Raw genomic sequence first — 15,594 nt, forward strand, 5'->3', positions numbered from 1 at the left:
CGGTCATCGCACCCCTCACGATAGCGCTTTCACCACCCCCGGGACGGGCCTTCCGGGAACCCGTCCCCGCCGTCAGGCGAAGGCCAGCCAGATCACGCCGTAGCCCGCGGCGGCGACCGCCGCTGCGGCCGGCATGGTGATGAACCAGCCCAGGACGATGTTCTTGGCGACACCCCAGCGGACCGCGTTGACCCGCTTCGTCGCGCCCACGCCCATGATCGCCGAGGTGATGACATGGGTGGTGGAGATCGGCGCGTGGAAGAGGAACGCCGAGCCGAACATGATCGACGCGCCGGTGGTCTCGGCGGCGAAGCCCTGCGGCGGGTCCAGTTCGATGATCTTGCGGCCGAGGGTGCGCATGATGCGCCAGCCGCCCGCGTACGTCCCCAGGGAGAGCATCACCGCACAGGCGATCCGCACCCAGACCGGGATCTCGTCCCCGGACTGCTGGACATCCGCGATCACCAGGGCCATCACCACGATGCCCATCGTCTTCTGGGCGTCCTGGAGGCCGTGTCCCAGCGCCATCGCCGCCGCGGAGACGGTCTGCGCGATCCGGAAGCCGCGGCGCGCCTTGTTGGGGTTGGCCCGGCGGAAGATCCACATGATGGCGACCATCACCAGATAGCCCGCGATCAGCCCGACGAACGGGGAGACGAACATCGGGATGATGATCTTCTCCAGGACGCCGGACCAGATGACCTCCGTACCGCCCGCCAGTGCCGCGCCGACCATGCCGCCGAAGAGGGCGTGCGAGGAGGACGAGGGCAGGCCGAAGTACCAGGTGACGAGGTTCCAGACGATCGCGCCGAGCAGGGCGGCGAAGAGGATGCTCATGCCTCTGCCGCCGGACGGCGGGGTCTCGATGATCCCCTCGCTGACCGTCTTGGCGACGCTCTGGCCGAGGAAGGCGCCCGCGAGGTTCATCAGGGCGGCCATGACGAGCGCGATCCGCGGGGTGAGGGCCCGGGTGGAGACGGAAGTCGCAATGGCGTTCGCGGAGTCGTGGAAGCCGTTGGTGTAGGTGAATCCGAGCGCGACACCGATGGTCACGATCAGCGCGAAGGTGTCCACGGAGGTTCAGGACTCCTTGACCGCGATGGTCTCCACGGTGTTGGCGACGTGCTCGAAGGCGTCCGCCGCCTCCTCCAGGACGTCGACGATCTGCTTGAGCTTCAGCACCTCGATGGCGTCGTACTTGCCGTTGAAGAGGGTGGCCAGCAGTTTGCGGTGGATCTGGTCGGCCTGGTTCTCCAGGCGGTTGACCTCGATCCAGTACTCGGTGAGGTTGTCCATGGTCCGCAGGTGCGGCATCGCCTCCGCGGTCAGCTCCGCCGCCCGGGCCAGCACTTCGATCTGCTGCTCGACGCCCTTGGGCAGCTCTTCGACCTGGTAGAGGACGACGAGGTCGACGGCCTCCTCCATGAAGTCCATGATGTCGTCGAGGGAGGAGGCCAGGGCATAGATGTCCTGCCGGTCGAACGGTGTGATGAACGAGGAGTTGAGCTGGTGGAAGATGGCATGGGTGGCGTCGTCACCCGCGTGTTCCGCGGCCCGCATCCGCTCCGCGATCTCGCTCCGCGACGACGCGTCGGCCCCGAGCAGTTCCATGAGGAGCTTGGAGCCCGTGACGATGTTGTCCGCGGAAGCCGCGAACATGTCGTAGAAGCTCGTCTCCCTGGGGGTCAGACGAAATCGCACGTGGGGTCCCTGGGGTGCTTTGGATTCGGACAGGCTGATGCTAGGCGCATTCATCCGGCCACGGCCAACCGGTGTTCCTCAGTGTCGCCGATGGGCGCCCGGATCAGCAGGGGCCCGTCCGGTGCAGGTTCCGGGACCCCTGCGGTCCCGGCGGACACGACGACCGCGGCGGGCACGGCCGGGACCTGCGGCCGGGGACGCCCACCGGGTGCCGGGCACCCACCGGGGGTCCGTACCGCGTCCTCTCCCAGGGGGCCCGGGGGACTTTCCCCCGTGATCGGGCCCCAGCCGGTATCATATACCCATGAGGGGTATACGAACCCCGATCTGAACGGCGTATCCGTACAGAGCAGTACACGCGGTATCACTCCGCGTATCCACGACAACGGGAGGACCCGATGACGACCACCGAGGCGGCCGGCCCCCCGGTCACCGCGCCCTCCGCCGCCGAAGCGCCGGTCACCGACCACGACCACGGCATCCACGGCTACCACAAGCAGAAGGACGAGCACCTCAAGCGCCTGCGCCGGATCGAGGGCCAGATCCGGGGCCTCCAGCGCATGGTCGACGAGGACGTCTACTGCATCGACATACTCACCCAGGTCTCGGCATCGACGAAGGCGCTCCAGTCCTTCGCCCTCCAGCTGCTGGAGGAGCACCTGCGGCACTGCGTCGCCGACGCGGCCGTCAAGGGCGGCGCCGAGGTCGACGCCAAGGTCGAAGAGGCGACGAAGGCGATCGCCCGGATGATGCGTACCTGACCGGACCGCCGGCCGGGCCCTCCCGTAAGAAGCGCCGATGGGCAGGAGCGTGTGGCGTTCCTGCCCATCGGCGTATCCGTGCAGCCGGGCCACCGCGCACCCGGGGATCCTTTCATCCGCGGGTCCGCCCGGCCGGCTGCGCCGGACCCCACCGTTTCGCGCCCTTGCTCCCGCGGCGCGCGGCGCGCACCGCCGTCCCGGACGGCTCAGCGGATCCCGGGCCGCCCCGGACCGCTCTCCGTCGTTTCCGGGTGTCCCGGCGTTCCGGTCCACCACCGTGTGTTCCGGTGTTCCGGTGTCTCCGGTGGACCGGTGTTTCCAGGACCTTGCGCCGTGCTGACCGTGCTGTCCCCGGCCGGGCGGCCCCATGACCGCCCGGTCGGCCGGTCCGCTGTCAGTCCTGCCGCGGGAGCGCCGAGCGCTCCGCCGCGACCTTCAGCACCTCGTCGATACGGGCCGGACTCAGCCGCTCCCCGTCCGCGGCGGACGCCGCGATGATCAACTCGCCACACAGTTCGATCTCGGCGAGGGCCACGTGGTCCTGGACCAACGTCGTACTGGGCGGAGCCACGTGCGTTCACCTCTTCCTCCGGTGTCGGCTTCCTAGCGTAGGGAGTGCTCCACGGACCGCGCATGGCACGTCCGGACCATTTAGCTCCTGATCCTTCCGGAGTAAATATCGCCCGGATCGGGCAGCCGTACCGTGACCGGCGTTCCGAAACCGAAGAGCACCGTAGTAGAGGTGACCGCGGCGCTCTCGGTTCCATTGCTGAAGCTGAACCGGTGCTTCACCTTCCGCAGCCGTCCCTCGTCGTCCACGTAGGCGTCGAACGGCACAGTCATCGTGGTGAACCCTTTCGCCGCCGCCGCGAGCGCCCCGCGCGCATGCGGACGGGCGCGCCGGGCGGCGTACGCGATATCGGCGGTGCCCCGGAAGTGGCGGACCGTCGCGCCCTCGTACCTCTCGTGCCCGACGAGCCGCGCGGTGCGCGCCCCGCGGAGCAGTTCGGCCGCGGCCAGCGGGTCGGTCGCCCCTCCGGTGACGAGATTGCCGTCCTCCAGGGTCGTCGTGTCGATCCGTACCCACTTGTCGGCGGGCACCCCGGCGCCGCGGTTCTTCATGTAGAGCGCGCCGGGGGTGAGCAGCTCGGTCACCGGAAGGTGCTCTTCCGCACCGGCGGGGTCCCTGGGGAGCACCACGGTGAGCCGGCCCATCCGGCGCCGGAAGTCATAGCCGCCGTCGCCCTGGATGGTGACGCGGGTGCCGCCGGTGACGGTCTCCATGGAGGTCCGGGCCAGGGCGCTGCCCGCGGCGATGAGTCCGTCCACGGCGGCGGCGAGCACCGGGTGGCCGCCGCCGGGCCGTTCGTCCACGCCGTCCGGTGCCTGCGGGCCGCCCCCGCCGCCGGAACAGCCGGTGGCCACAACGGCCCCGAAGACGACGGAGACGACGGCGGCCGCCCCGCCCCTGTGTCCGTGCCGCTGCACCACCATGCTCTGCCAACCCCCAACACCGGACCCGCCGTCCGGCCACGAGAGACGTCCGCCCGCCCCGTTCAACGACCACCGGAGCCCGCCGACACGGCTGCCGCGCCCGGCCGGGGGCGCCCCGGGAGCACACGTACTCCCCCGGTGCGAGCCGCCCGCAAGCTCTCCGCGCGCCGGAGCGCACCACGGCGGACGGCCGGTCGGCGACCGCCCCGGGACGGCCCTCCGGCGCCCCGCCGGGCGGCCTCCCGTGGGCGGGGCCGTACCGGGCGGGCGCCGAGCGCCCCACGCGTATCCCGTGCGGACCTGCGGCAGTACGGTGGGAAGGTGCCCCCGCATGCCCCCACGGACGACGGTCCCGCGCCCGCCCCGGCGCACCACCCCCACACGACGACCACCGCGGAACGCGGCTCCTTCGCCCTGGCCCGCTGCACCTGCGGCTGGTCGGGACCGGCGCGGCGCTCGCGCGACCGCGCCCGTACGGACGCCGCGTCCCATGCGGCTGAGGCCGCGACAGGACTCTCTGCATAAGGCCTCCCGCCGCCCGAGTCGGTGGCAGTTGAGACGGCCGGACCGCGGGTACGTATCCCCGTAGTACGCATCCTGCTCCCGGAAGCGGGCGGACCCGACGACACGACGGCCGGGAGGCCCCTTTGGACCGGCGCGCACTCCTCGGCTCACTGGCGGCCGTCCTGGCCGCCGGTGCCTGCTCCCCCGACCGCAGCCGGGTACCCGCTCAGCGCTCCGCGGGTACGCATACGGGCCCGTCCACCACGCCTTCCGGCCCGTCGCCCGGGCACGGCGGCCGTCCCTCCCGCGCCGGAGCCGCCGCCTGGCGGTCCCTCGGCAGCGGACTCGACGGCAGGCTGATCCTCCCCGGTGACGCCGACTACGCCACCGCCCGCAAGCTCTACAACACCCGCTTCGACGGGCTGCGCCCCGCGGCCGTCGCCTATGTGAACGGGCCCGCCGACATCCAGGAGTGCCTGCGGTTCGCCCGGGCCCACCGAGTGCCCGTCGCCGTCCGCAACGGCGGCCACTCCTACGGCGGCTGGTCCTCGGGGGACGGCCGGCTCGTCATCGACGTCTCACCGATGGACTCCGTCACCCCGGACGGCCGGGACGCAGCGGCGGTCGGTGCGGGCGCCCGGATCATCGGCCTCTACCACGGCCTCGACCGGGTGGGCAGGACCGTGCCCGCCGGTTCCTGCGCCTCGGTCGGCGTCACGGGCCTCACCCTCGGCGGCGGCCATGGGGTCACCTCCCGGGCGTACGGGCTGACCTGCGACAACCTCACCGCGGCAACGATCGTCACGGCCGACGGACGGATACGGGAGGTGAGCGCGGAGCGGGAACCCGCGCTGTTCTGGGCGCTGCGGGGCGCGGGCGGCGGCAACTTCGGCGTCGTCACCGCGCTCCGGTTCCGTACCCATCCGGCACCGGAGGTGGTCGTCGGCCATCTGTCCTGGCCGTGGTCGCGGGCCGCGGCGGTGCTGACGGCCTGGCAGGGGTGGGCGCCCGGTCTGCCGGACGAGATCTGGTCCGGCTGCCATCTGGTCGCCGGTCCCGGCGGCGAGCCGACCTTCTCGGTCTCGGCGCTCTCGCTGGGCACGGAGGGCGGGCTGCGCAACGCCGTCGACCGGCTCACGGACCGCGCGGGGGCCTCCGCGGCCCCGGTGTCCTCGGTGTCCCTGCGTCCGCGCCCCCATCTCGACGCCATGCTCGGCTACGCGGGCTGCGGCGGGCTGGAGGAGGACCAGTGCGCGCTGCCGGGCGCGCTGCCGGGGCGCAGCCGGGCGGGGGTGCTGCCGCGGGAGACGTACGCGTCCGCTTCCGACTTCTTCGACCGGGAGCTTCCGGCGGCGGGGGTACGGGCGCTGATCACCGCCGTCGAACGGTTCACCCGGCTCCCGGCGGGCCGCGCCGAGGGAGCGGTGCTGCTCACGGCGCTCGGCGGGGCGGTCAACCGGGTCCCGCCGTCGGCGACGGCGTTCGTGCACCGCCGCTCCCGGGTCCTGGCGCAGTACACCGCTTCGTGGGCGGCCGGGGCGGCGGGGGCACCGCAGCGCGCGTGGCTGCGCGGAACGCATGGGGCGCTGCGGAGCTGGGCTTCGGGGGCCGCGTACCAGAACTATCCGGACGCCGGACTGCGGGACTGGCGCCGCGCCTACTACGGTCCGGCGGCGGCGCGGCTGGGGATGCTGAAGGCGCAGTACGACCCGGAGGGGATCTTCGGTTTCCCGCAGGGACTGTGAGGGCGGGTCGCTCCAACGGGGGCCGCCGGATGGCCGGGCCGGGGCGGGGCGGGTGAGGTGGGCAGTGGGGCGGGGGTACGCGGCCGGTGCTCCGGTGCCGTACCTCCGTGCCCCGATCCCCGTAACGAAATCAGCCGAAGAGGTCCTCATGCCCGGATTCCCGGCCGCCGCGGCCCGAATAGCCACGGCCACGACCATCACCGCTCTCGCGGTCGTCCTGCCCCCGACCGCCGCGAGCGCCCTGCCGACAGCCGCACCGCCGGGGCCGTCCGTGGCGTCCAAACCGGAGGGCCCGATAGAGAGCACGCTGTCCGTGGGCGCGACGGGAATCGTGGCCGCGGCGGCCACCGTCCTGATAGTCCGCCGCCACGAACGCCGCCGCAGGCGCCGCCGCTGAGGCGGGCCCGGGGGGCCGGGCAGCAGGGTCTTCGCAGCGGCGGACGTGCCCATGGGCTTGCGGCCCGTCGGGCGTCGACCGTGCGGGCCAGTGACCGGGTACAGAGCCACCCGGAAAGACCGGCCCTGTCCGTCGTGCCGACCGGTCTCACGGTTCTGGTTCTCCCATGGCCATGAGACCGGCGGGCACCGGACGATCGGGCACCCGGCACCGCGCACCGGGTCCGGTGCTGCCGGGCCGGGCCCGGGGGCAACTGCAACCTCGGCCGTCAGACCGTCACACCGTCAGGCCGCCAGGCCCTTCTCGCCCGTGCCGTCGGCGCGCGGCTCCGGGATGCCCAGGGGGGCCGAGCGGCCGGTGGACGGGTCTTCGGGGGCCGCCTTGGAGCGCACCATCCAGCGGCCCTTCGCGGACCCGGCGATCGCCCGCGTCACCGGGGTGAGCAGCAGTTGGGCCAGCGGGGCGAGCAGCAGGGTCACGGCCGTACCGAGGGCGAAGCCGCCGATCACGTCGGTGGGGTAGTGAACACCCATGTAGATACGGAGGAAGCCCTCGGCGAAGGCGAGGCCGAGCGCGGCCCAGCCGAGCCTGCGGTGGGCGAGGAAGATGCCGACGGCGATCGCCATCGCCATCGTCGAGTGGTCGCTGACGAACGAGTAGTCCGTCTTCCCCTGGACGAGGACCTCCAGCGACTTGTCGTGCACGAACGGCCGCGGTCTCTCCACGAAGCCGCGGATCGGGATGTTGATCACCAGGGCGACGGCGGCCGACAGCGGCGCCCAGACCAGTGCGGAGAACCCGGCGATCGAGTCCTCCGCCGTACCGCGCTTGCGGAGGGACCACCAGGCCCAGAGGCCGACGACGACGAGCCCGAGCATGATCCCGTACTCGCCGATGAAGCCCATGATGCGGTCGAACCACGGCGGGGCGGCCTTCGCCAGGCCGTTGATGTCGTGGAGCAGGCCGACATCGGCCCCTGCAGCCCCTCCCGACTCCGCCAGGGACACCGTCCCCACCGAAACCGTCTCCGACGCCGCCGGGGATACCCCTGTGGCGAGTCCAGCCATCTGCTGCGGCCCCTTGCCTTCCATCGGCCCTTGTACGGCCTTCGATTGCCCTGTTGTCAACGGCGGCGCGCCCGCGCACGGCGCGCACCGTCAGCCCCCGTTGTGCCGCTGTCCCGCTGCCCTGCTCATCCTGCTTGTCCTGTTGTTCCGGGCACGGTCCACCGGCCGGTGTGCGTGCGGCACACCGCCGTACGGCGCCGGAACGGTGCGCCCGGCACCGGAACAGTGTCCGACGCCCGCACGGTGTCCGACGCCCGCCGGCCGGTGCCGGTTCCGGTCACGGCCCCGGTCCGGTGGCCTGCGCCCGGTCGCCCGGGCCGCTCCGTTCAGGGAACGGCCCGCCGAGCGCTTGCGTTCCGCTCTCCACCGAACGATCACCATGACGTTATCGAAGAGAAACACGTCATCGCAGCTCAGTGCCGTCTCCGGGCCCTCGGCCGGGCTGTCCCGGGCGCTCCCGGCCGGGGCTTTTCGGCCAGCGTCCCGGGGTGCGCCCGGCGGTCCGGGGGCGCGCCGGGAGCGGTCGGGGGAGCGGTCGGGGAGGGCATCAGGCGGACGGCGGATGCTTCGGCAGCGATTTCGCGCCATCCTCGGTGACTCTGGTCGCCCCGAAGTAGTCCGGGGTGTCGATCTTGTCGAACCGGATCACGGCACCGGGTCTCGGGGCGTTGATCATGTAGCCGCCTCCGACGTAGATGCCCACGTGCCGGATGGCCCGCGAGTTGGTGAGGTCGTCCGAGAAGAAGACCAGGTCACCGGGGAGCAGCTCGTTCCGCGGGGGGTGCGGTCCGGCGTTGTACTGGTCGTTCGCCACCCGCGGCAGTTCGATCCCGACGGTCCGGTACGCGGCCTGGGTCAGACCGGAGCAATCGAACCGCCCGTCCTGCTCGGGGGTGCCGTTGCCGCCCCAGAGGTACTTCTTGCCGAGCTGCTGCTGGGAGAAGTTGATCGCGCCCGCCGCCTGCCGGGACGGGTCGACCCGGCCGACCGGGCGGGCGAAGCTCTTCTCCAGGGTGCGGATGATCCGTACATAGTTCTGGGTCTCCTTGTACGGCGGCACCCCGCCGTACCTGATGACCGCGTACGCCCCCGCGTTGTACGCGGCGAGCATGTTGTTCGTCGGATCCCCGGGCGCCCTCTTCACATATCCGGCGATCTTGCAGTCGTAGGTCGCGGCGGACGGGATCGCGTCGGCGGGGTCCCAGACGTCCCGGTCGCCGTCGCCGTCGCCGTCCACACCGTGCGCGGCCCAGGTGCCGGGGATGAACTGGGCGATGCCCTGCGCCGCCGCATGGCTCTGGGCCCGCGGGTTCCAGCCGGACTCCTGGTACAGCTGGGCGGCCAGCAGCGCCGGGTTGATGGCCGGGCAGAGATTGCCCCACTTCTGCACGAGGGCCTGGTAGCGGGCCGGTACGGCGCCCTTGGCGAGCGCCACCCGGCCGCCGCCCGAGCCGCCGAAGCCGGTCGCCCCGGCGGTCAGCGAGTAGGTGCCGACGACGAGCAGGGCGAGGAAGGCCGTACACCCTCCGATGGAGATGCCGGCGACGAGCCACGCCTTACGCACCGTCAACCGCCCTTCGCCCTGCCGAGTTTCCCGGGTCCGGGCCGGAATTCCGGAGCCCGACGAGCGCCAGTGTAGGTGGGTGACGGCCGGTTCAGCAGGTGGACGGGGACGCGCGCCTCGGCACGGCGGCCCGCGCCCCTGCGCCCGCCGGGGCCCGGTTCCGTACCCCGGCGGAGCCCACGGCCCCGGCCGGGCGGCCCCTCCCTCCCTGCGCTCCCCGTGCGCCCTGTTCCGGGCCGTGACCCGCCGTCAGCATGGCGGCACACGTGCCCCGGCCCGTCCGAAACGTGAGGAGCGCCCCAAAGGTGGAACAACGACAGTCATTGCCCGGAGTCACGCAGCGTGATACACAGAGTGACGGTACGGGCTCCTCGCGGTGAACCCGATCCGCTTCACCGCAGGTCAGGGCGGCAGCGATCGGTCATACGTGCGGAGATCGGGTAAAGAGACCCGCCAAGTCGGCATACGCGGGCGGTTTCATCAGCGAAGATAGAGCGATGGCCCATGCCGAGGGGCACGGGCGGCGAAAAACCCGACAGGGGCGGTGAGTTACACATGATCCTGGCAGCCGAAAAGGGCGACATCAACACCATCATCGGCGGCATCGCGCCGAACTGGGGCCCGTTCGGGAGCCTGGGGAACGAGGCCCGGGTGATGATCGAAGTGGTGATGGCGATCGCCATTCTCATCTGCCTCGGCATCGCGATCTGGGGCGCGGCCAAGCAGCGCATCGGAGCGACCGCGCTCCGGGACACCTTCAGTGCCGAGCAGGGCAAGGGCCTGATCGTGGCGGGGCTGACCGGAGTCTTCATCATCGGGTCACTGGGGACCTTGTTCACCATCGTGTACGGGATGGCCGTCTGACCCGACCCCTCCCCCGTACGTACTGACCCACCCGTTCCGCCAGCCGACCGAGAGCCCGGACCACCCTCAGAGGTTGCGACCCCCCGATGCCCCTCATGCCCCCGCCGTTCCCGTCGCACCGGCCGTACCGGCCGCTCCGGTCGCGCCCGGCACCGTCGGCGTGCCCCGAGCGCGCCGCGCGCCGCGTGCACTTGACGGCCGGTCACCGCCCGGCCGTCCCGTACGGCACCGGGCGGCGGCCTTCGACGCCCGCCGCGGAGTGCCGGGGCCACCGGGGGCACGAGGGGAAGGCGGCGCGATGACCCCCGCCGACGACCACGGCCCCGACGACCCCTACGGCGGCTCGGGCCGGACCCGTACCCGCCTGCCCGGCGCCTACGACGACGACCTCGACGGCACTCCCCGCCGCCCGGCCCGCCCCTCGCGCTCCCTCATCACCGTCGTCGGCATCGTGGTGCTCCTCATCGCCGCGATCGCCTTCGCCAACCAGGGCGGCAACGACGGCGGCCCCGAGGGCGGCGGCGGTGCCACGGGCGCCAAGGGCACCTCCCCGACGGCCCCCACCGGCGTCGACCCGGTCAAGGGCAGGACGGACGGCATCCCCACCGGCTATGCGCGCAACGCGCAGGGCGCGCAGAGCGCGGCCGCGAACTACGCGGTCGTCCTCGGCTCCGACGGCATGTTCCGCACCGAGAGCCGCCGCCGGATCGTGGAGGCCCTCTACGCCCCCGGCGTCGTGGAGAGCCTGCTGAGCACCATGGCCAAGGCCTACTCTCCGCAGTTCTTCGGCACCGTCGGCCTCAAGGAGGACGGGACCGCCCCGGAGGGCCTCACCTTCGTCTCCCGTACCGTCCCCGTGGGCACGAAGGTCACGGAACAGAAGGGCGACACGATGACGGTCGAGGTATGGAGCACCGGCCTCATCGGGTTGGCCGGCCCCAACTCCACCAAGCCGGTCACCTCCTCCTGGTTCACCCTGACCCAGAAGCTCACCTGGGCCGACGGCGACTGGAAGATCGCCTCGACGTCGCAGCGCGAGGGCCCCACACCGATCAACGGTGACAACCGCGCCTCCTCGGCCGAGGAGATCGCCGGTGCAGTCGCGGGATACGGAGGCTTCACCCATGCCCGGTAGCCACTCTCCCCTGACCAGTCGACCCGGCGACTCGCGCCGGAGCACCGGGGCCATCGCACGGACTCCGGCCCGTCACCGCCCGGGCCGCGCCCGGGCAGCGGCGCTCCTCGCGGTCGCCGTCCCCGCTTCCGTACTGCTGCTCGCGCCTTACGCGGCCGCGGAGCCGACCCCCGCGACCACTCCCAGCCCACGGCCGAGCAACAACGAGTGCGACGCCATCAGCGGGCAGGCCCGTGACCTGTGCAACGGCGAAGGCTCCGCCGGAACCACCTCCACCCCCGGTGACATCGCCGACTCCCCCCTGATGATCCTCGGGCGCGGCTGCGCCGAAGCCGCCGCCTGGACCGTCGACACCCTCGCCAAGGCCGTGAAGTCCACCGCGACCGTCGACTTCACCAACCCCACCTTCCTCTCCCAGTACGCCGTCGTCTTCGCCGCCGCCACCATCCTCACCCTGATCATCTGGCTGCTGGCGGTCGCCAAACGCGCCATCCGCGGCGTCCCGCTCCTCACCGCGATCTCCGAGGCCGTCGGCTTCCTCTGGCTCACGGTCCTCGCCTCCGCCTTCACCCCCCTCCTCCTCTACACCTTGGTCTCCGCCACCGACGGAATCTCCGAGGTCATCGCGGGCGGCACCAAGGACGAGACCGAACAGTTCTTCGGCTCCTTCTCCGAGGCGCTGAAGCGGGGCAACGACATCGGCGGCGGCCCGATCATGCTGATCGTCGTCTCGATGGTGACGATCCTGGCCGCCGGAGTGCTCTATCTGGAGCTGTTCATCCGCGCCGTCCTGCTGTACGTCGGCGCCCTCCTCGGCGTCGTCGTCTACGCCGGTCTCGTCGACAAGAACATGTGGGGCCACGTCCGCCGCTGGGCCGGTCTGATGATCGCGATCATCCTGGTCAAACCGGTCATCCTGATCGTCCTCGGGCTGGCAGGCGCCCTCGCGGGCGACGACGGCCCCGACGCCTTCTCCGCCGTCGTCTCCGGACTCGCCATCGTGATCCTGGCGATCGTCGCCTCCGCGATGATCTACCGCTTCGTGCCCGGCTTCGGCGACGAGATCGTCGCCGCCCGCAACAACCGGCTCCAGGGCGGCGTCGAGAACCGCGCCGCCGCCGTCATCAGCTCCCCCGCCGCCCTGGTCTCCCAGGGCATCAAGACCCACAGCGCCCGCAGCACCCCCGGCGGCGAAAGCTCCGGCAGCGCCGCGGCCCGCCCCGCCAACCCCGTCGGCGGCGGAGTCGCCGCCCACGGCAGCCGCCCCACCGGCGGCGGTACGGGCGGAGCCGCCGCGCCCCCGCCCCGTAGCAGCGCCCCCAGCACCAACACCCCGCACAGCAACCGCAACAGCACCGGCACAGGAGGTGGAGGGCGTTGACCACCCAGTCCCATCCCATCGCGCCCCGCCGCACGTATCTCATCGGCCGGGCCCGGCCGAACGCGATCATCGGCAAGAACCGCGAAACCGGCGAGATCGCCCTGATCATCGCCGGTGCGTTCCTCGGCATGATGAGCGGACTGCTGGTCCCCTATCTCGTCCCGCGGATCGCCCTGCTGATGGGCTTTCCGCTGATCGCGCTGGCCGCCGTCTACCTCCCGTACAAACACCGCACCTTCTACCGCTGGTTCGAGATCAACCGCAGCTTCAAGCGGACCCTGCGCTCCGGTACGGTCTACCGCTCCACCGCCGCCGAAGCCGGCACCCGCCTCGACGGCCGCGAGGTCGAAATCGGCCCGCCGCCCGGTATCGGCCGCATCAGCTGGCTCTCCGCCCCCTTCGGCCCCGACGAGATCGCCGTACTCCTCCACGCCGACCGCCGTACCGTCACCGCCGCCATCGAAATCGAAGGACCCGGCGTCGGACTCCGCGACAGCGAGGACCAGGAAGCCCTGGTCGACCGTTTCGGCACCCTCCTCAAGCACGTCGCCAACGGAGACGGCTTCGTCACCCGCATCCAGATGCTGGCCCGCACCCTGCCCGCCGACCCCGACGCCCACGCCAAGGACGTCGCCCAGCGCGGCGACGAACGCTCCCCCGCCTGGCTGCGCGACTCCTACGACCAGCTCCAGTCGATGGTCTCCACCTCCAGCGAGCAGCACCGCGCCTATCTCGTCGCCTGTATGCACTACACCCGGGAACTGGCCGCCGAGGCACAGGCCATGGCCCGCGCCTCCCGCCACACCAACAAGGGCCGCAAGCTCGACAAGGACGCCGGGCTCGCGGTCGTGATGGCCCGTGAGCTGACCGATATCTGCGCCCGCCTCGCCGAGGCCGACATCCGGGTCCGCCAGCCCCTGGGACAGGGCCGCCTCGCGTCCCTGGTGCACTCGATGTACGACCCGGACCACCCCATCGACCACATCCAGGCCATGACCAAGCGGAACGCCTGGCCCGCCGAGCTCGACGCCATGGAGCCCACCTATCTCCAGGCCAAGACCCGCGAGTCCGCGACCCGCGCCCCCTGGTGCCACGCCACCGCCTGGGTGAAGGAGTGGCCGATGACCCCCGTCGGTGTCAACTTCCTCGCCCCGCTCCTCGTCCACACCCCGGACGTGATCCGTACCGTCGCGGTCACGATGGACCTCGAACCCACCGAGGTCGCCATCGAGCGCATGCTCACCGAGAAGACCAACGACGAGGCCGACGCCAGCCGCGCCGCCAAGATGAACCGCACCGTCGACCCCCGGGACATCGCCGCCCACGGCCGGCTCGACCAGCGGGGTGAAGATCTCGCCTCCGGCGCGGCGGGAGTCAACCTCGTCGGGTACATCACCGTGTCGTCCCGCTCGCCCGAGGCCCTGGCCCGGGACAAGCGGACGATCCGGGCGTCGGCCGGCAAGTCGTATCTGAAGCTGGAGTGGTGCGACCGCGAGCACCACCGGGCCTTTGTGAACACGCTGCCGTTCGCGACCGGCATCCGCCGTTAGGGGCCACTGTGCGAGATCCGCTGTCCAGCGTCACCGAGGCGTTCACCTCCTTCGTCTTCGGCAAGGTCGAGACCACCCGGCTGCCCGTGCGCACCTCCACCGGCCAGGCCCAGGCCGTCTATCTGCCGACGGCCGCACCCGGCCTCGGAGACTCCGGTGTGATCATCGGCCGGGAGGTCTACAGCGGCAAGGGCTATATCTACGACCCCTTCCAGCTGTACGGGCAGCAGCTCCCCGCCCCCCACTGGCTGGTCCTCGGCGAGTCCGGGAACGGCAAGTCGGCCCTGGAGAAGACGTACGTCCTGCGGCAGCTCCGGTTCCGCGACCGCCAGGTCGTCGTCCTCGACGCCCAGGGCGAGGACGGTGTCGGTGAGTGGAACCTCGTCGCCGAGCAGGTGGGCATCACCCCCATCCGGCTCGACCCGATGACCGCGCTCGACGGCGGGATCCGGCTCAATCCGCTGGACCCGGCGATCACCACCACCGGCCAGCTCGCCCTGCTGCGGACCATCATCGAGGTCGCGATGGGCCACGGTCTCGACGAGCGTTCCGGTTTCGCGCTGAAGGTCGCCCACGCCTACGTCAACGAGACCATCACCGACCGGCAGCCCGTCCTCACCGACATCGTGGAGCAGCTGCGCCACCCGGAGGCCGAGTCCGCCGAGTCGATGAACGTCGACATAGACGACGTCCGGGCCTGGGGCCTCGATGTCGCCCTCGTCCTCGACCGGCTCGTCGACGGTGACCTCCGCGGTATGTTCGACGGCCCGACGACGGTCGGCATCGACCTCGACGCCCCACTGATCGTCTTCGACCTCTCCCATATCGACCGCAACTCCATCGCCATGCCGATCCTGATGGCGATCGTCGGGGTCTGGCTGGAGCACACCTGGATCAGGCCCGACCGGAAGAAGCGCATCTTCCTGGTCGAAGAGGCCTGGCACATCATCAACAGCCCCTTCGTCGCCCAGCTGTTCCAGCGGCTGCTGAAGTTCGGCCGCCGCCTCGGACTCTCCTTCGTCGCCGTCGTCCACCATCTCTCCGACGTCGTGGACGGCGCCGCCGCGAAGGAGGCCGCCGCGATCCTGAAGATGGCGTCGACGAGGACCATCTACGCCCAGAAAGCCGACGAGGCCCGGGCCACCGGACTGGTCCTCGGCCTGCCCCGCTGGGCCGTCGAGATCATCCCGACCCTCACCCCCGGTATCGCCGTCTGGGACGTCAACGGCAATGTCCAGGTCGTCAAACACCTGGTCACCGAGGCCGAACGACCACTGGTCTTCACCGACCGGGCCATGACGGAATCGTCCCGGCCGCTCCCCGAGGAGATCGAAGCCGCGGAGTGGGAGGCGGAGCAGCGGGCGGCCCTGATCGAACGGCGTCGCAGGCAGTACGACGACAGCGCGTCCTCCGAGTCGACGGTCGCCTGAC

The 15,594-nt window shown here is 71.6% G+C and carries 15 protein-coding genes; 9 read left to right on the plus strand and 6 right to left on the minus strand.

The features are described from left to right. Positions 1–72: 72 nt before the first annotated feature. Complete coding sequence (locus tag B7R87_RS14560; protein ID WP_006348315.1) at positions 73–1,074, minus strand: inorganic phosphate transporter; 1,002 nt, start codon at positions 1,072–1,074, stop codon at positions 73–75. A 6-nt stretch (positions 1,075–1,080) separates the two neighbouring features. Continuing rightward, positions 1,081–1,701, minus strand: coding sequence for a DUF47 domain-containing protein (locus B7R87_RS14565; RefSeq protein WP_006348314.1), 621 nt, complete (start codon positions 1,699–1,701; stop codon positions 1,081–1,083). A gap of 398 nt (positions 1,702–2,099) precedes the next feature. On the opposite strand from B7R87_RS14565, the gene B7R87_RS14570 reads away from it, so the two are divergent. Next, positions 2,100–2,462 carry a metal-sensitive transcriptional regulator gene (locus B7R87_RS14570; protein WP_006348313.1) on the plus strand — a complete coding sequence of 121 codons (363 nt, stop codon included), beginning with the start codon at positions 2,100–2,102 and terminating at the stop codon, positions 2,460–2,462. 394 nt (positions 2,463–2,856) lie between these two features. On the opposite strand, the gene B7R87_RS33115 is transcribed toward B7R87_RS14570, so the two are convergent. Together B7R87_RS33115 and B7R87_RS14575 are read right to left on the minus strand one after the other, a co-directional pair. Next, the gene (locus tag B7R87_RS33115) at positions 2,857–3,033 is read right to left on the minus strand and encodes a hypothetical protein (RefSeq protein WP_006348312.1); all 177 of its coding nucleotides are present in this window, start codon (positions 3,031–3,033) and stop codon (positions 2,857–2,859) included. Positions 3,034–3,113: 80 nt separating this feature from the next. Next, entirely contained in the window at positions 3,114–3,956 is an 843-nt protein-coding gene (locus tag B7R87_RS14575; protein ID WP_006348311.1) for a hypothetical protein, read from the minus strand. Between the two features lie 321 nt (positions 3,957–4,277). Between B7R87_RS14575 and B7R87_RS14580 the strand changes: the two genes are divergently transcribed. From B7R87_RS14580 to B7R87_RS14590, 3 genes are all read left to right on the plus strand, one after another. After that, the gene (locus tag B7R87_RS14580) at positions 4,278–4,481 is read left to right on the plus strand and encodes a hypothetical protein (RefSeq protein WP_130585391.1); all 204 of its coding nucleotides are present in this window, start codon (positions 4,278–4,280) and stop codon (positions 4,479–4,481) included. 122 nt (positions 4,482–4,603) lie between these two features. Continuing rightward, complete coding sequence (locus B7R87_RS14585; protein ID WP_006348310.1) at positions 4,604–6,205, plus strand: FAD-binding oxidoreductase; 1,602 nt, start codon at positions 4,604–4,606, stop codon at positions 6,203–6,205. A 148-nt stretch (positions 6,206–6,353) separates the two neighbouring features. Then, positions 6,354–6,602: a hypothetical protein gene (locus B7R87_RS14590; protein WP_006348309.1), complete on the plus strand. Its 249-nt coding sequence runs from the start codon at positions 6,354–6,356 to the stop codon at positions 6,600–6,602. 284 nt (positions 6,603–6,886) lie between these two features. Here B7R87_RS14590 and B7R87_RS14595 read toward each other — a convergent pair whose 3' ends face one another. Further along, a complete protein-coding gene (locus B7R87_RS14595) occupies positions 6,887–7,669 on the minus strand; it encodes a phosphatase PAP2 family protein (RefSeq protein WP_078902272.1) in 783 nt (260 codons plus the stop codon). A gap of 547 nt (positions 7,670–8,216) precedes the next feature. Next, positions 8,217–9,233: a C40 family peptidase gene (locus B7R87_RS14600; protein ID WP_006348307.1), complete on the minus strand. Its 1,017-nt coding sequence runs from the start codon at positions 9,231–9,233 to the stop codon at positions 8,217–8,219. 555 nt (positions 9,234–9,788) lie between these two features. Here B7R87_RS14600 and B7R87_RS14605 point away from each other — a divergent pair. From B7R87_RS14605 to B7R87_RS14625, 5 genes are all read left to right on the plus strand, one after another. Beyond that, on the plus strand, positions 9,789–10,097 hold the full coding sequence (locus tag B7R87_RS14605) for a hypothetical protein (protein ID WP_006348306.1): 309 nt from the start codon (positions 9,789–9,791) through the stop codon (positions 10,095–10,097). Between the two features lie 298 nt (positions 10,098–10,395). Beyond that, entirely contained in the window at positions 10,396–11,232 is an 837-nt protein-coding gene (locus tag B7R87_RS14610; protein ID WP_006348305.1) for a hypothetical protein, read from the plus strand. Then, entirely contained in the window at positions 11,222–12,613 is a 1,392-nt protein-coding gene (locus tag B7R87_RS14615; protein WP_006348304.1) for a hypothetical protein, read from the plus strand. Before B7R87_RS14610 ends, B7R87_RS14615 begins: the two co-directional genes overlap by 11 nt. Next, complete coding sequence (locus B7R87_RS14620; RefSeq protein WP_006348303.1) at positions 12,610–14,163, plus strand: SCO6880 family protein; 1,554 nt, start codon at positions 12,610–12,612, stop codon at positions 14,161–14,163. The genes B7R87_RS14615 and B7R87_RS14620 overlap by 4 nt, the downstream gene beginning before the upstream one ends. Positions 14,164–14,171: 8 nt before the next feature. Then, entirely contained in the window at positions 14,172–15,593 is a 1,422-nt protein-coding gene (locus B7R87_RS14625; RefSeq protein ID WP_006348302.1) for an ATP-binding protein, read from the plus strand. The last annotated feature ends 1 nt before the right edge of the window (position 15,594 follow it).

This window comes from Streptomyces tsukubensis, from assembly GCF_003932715.1.
GTDB classification, from domain to species: domain Bacteria; phylum Actinomycetota; class Actinomycetes; order Streptomycetales; family Streptomycetaceae; genus Streptomyces; species Streptomyces tsukubensis.

Bases quoted from the DNA above. Each gene is read 5' to 3' on its own strand.
- B7R87_RS14605 (WP_006348306.1), top strand. From the start codon at position 9,789: ATGATCCTGGCAGCCGAAAAGGGCGACATCAACACCATCATCGGCGGC.
- B7R87_RS14590 (WP_006348309.1), top strand. From the start codon at position 6,354: ATGCCCGGATTCCCGGCCGCCGCGGCCCGAATAGCCACGGCCACGACC.
- B7R87_RS14615 (WP_006348304.1), top strand. From the start codon at position 11,222: ATGCCCGGTAGCCACTCTCCCCTGACCAGTCGACCCGGCGACTCGCGC.
- B7R87_RS14595 (WP_078902272.1), bottom strand. From the start codon at position 7,669: ATGGCTGGACTCGCCACAGGGGTATCCCCGGCGGCGTCGGAGACGGTT.
- B7R87_RS14570 (WP_006348313.1), top strand. From the start codon at position 2,100: ATGACGACCACCGAGGCGGCCGGCCCCCCGGTCACCGCGCCCTCCGCC.
- B7R87_RS14610 (WP_006348305.1), top strand. From the start codon at position 10,396: ATGACCCCCGCCGACGACCACGGCCCCGACGACCCCTACGGCGGCTCG.
- B7R87_RS14575 (WP_006348311.1), bottom strand. From the start codon at position 3,956: ATGGTGGTGCAGCGGCACGGACACAGGGGCGGGGCGGCCGCCGTCGTC.